This is a genomic window from Mesorhizobium sp. M7A.F.Ca.US.002.01.1.1, from assembly GCF_004022955.1.
Taxonomy (GTDB): Bacteria; Pseudomonadota; Alphaproteobacteria; order Rhizobiales; family Rhizobiaceae; genus Mesorhizobium; species Mesorhizobium ciceri.
The window spans coordinates 1-808 of the sequence record NZ_RZQE01000984.1 but is presented as its reverse complement, the minus strand read 5'-3'; the positions used below and the strand labels follow the sequence as shown (position 1 = coordinate 808).

General features: G+C 63.4%; 2 protein-coding genes and 1 pseudogene. 2 read left to right on the top strand and 1 reads right to left on the bottom strand.

What is annotated here, in order from left to right; all coding sequences use genetic code 11:
* Window positions 1-183, top strand: a 183-nt coding sequence (locus EN932_RS38620) for a hypothetical protein (RefSeq protein WP_206619050.1), incomplete at its 5' end; no start/stop codon positions are given.
* Window positions 184-459: a DUF6074 family protein gene (locus EN932_RS37240; RefSeq protein ID WP_128369580.1), complete on the top strand. Its 276-nt coding sequence runs from the start codon at window positions 184-186 to the stop codon at window positions 457-459.
* Here EN932_RS37240 and EN932_RS38615 read toward each other — a convergent pair.
* Window positions 435-808 (bottom strand): annotated as a pseudogene (locus tag EN932_RS38615) (hypothetical protein); the annotation flags it as partial. The gene EN932_RS37240 and the pseudogene EN932_RS38615 overlap by 25 nt on opposite strands.

The window sequence follows — 808 nt, the reverse complement described above, 5'->3', positions numbered from 1 at the left end:
GTCGATGGTCCGCCCTGCGGGCGGAATGCAGCGGTGGTGCTTGGCTCGGCGGGTGTCGTGGTGGCGCTGCCGTCAAAATCCGTTCCTTCTCTCCAAAGCGGAATCGGCTCCGTAAGCGCCAGCGGCGGCACCGAACAGTGCGACGGGGACGAAGTGCTCAACCGTATGGGAGCAGCGAGTTAAATGGAACAGAACCCGACCAAACCGGCATCGATCGTTCCCTTTCCTCTGCACCGCAACATTCGTCTGGTGCGCGAAACCATCGGCGTTCTGGAAAGGCGCCACGGTCTCGCGGCTGATCGCTTTTGGCGGTCGACAGTTCGCCAGCAAATCGGGCGGCTGCAAGTCTGCGGCATCCATGACCGCAGCGTTATCAACGACCAAATCGAAAAGTTCGCCATGGTCGTCTTCGACGCGCTGCGCTCGTCGTCGGCTCAACAGGATGGGGACGCGGCATGACGAAGATAACCCCGGAAGAGGCGTTGGCTGGACTGGATGCGCTCGGGAAGGCCATTCCGCCAAGACAGCAGGTCGCTTTCGTCCAAGGCGAGAAGATCCACGTCAGCGAGCGGGGCGGCCGAGGGAATAGTTTCCAGGTCGCCGCGTGCGCCTTCGCCCAGGACGTACCGTCCGAGACGTTGGCCGGCATCAGACCGCTTGTCACGGCCAGCCCGCTTGGCTTCCCGCGCATCGCGGACACCAACATAGGTTTCAACGGCGCCTTTGACTTTTAAGGCCGGCCCCCGCGCGTCTGTTTCGGCCTGCACAAGCTGCGTCTCGACATGGAGGCGCGCGGCCTTGCCGGCCG

Coding starts and splice junctions, on each gene's coding strand:
- EN932_RS37240 (WP_128369580.1), top strand. CDS start 184: ATGGAACAGAACCCGACCAAACCGGCATCGATCGTTCCCTTTCCTCTG.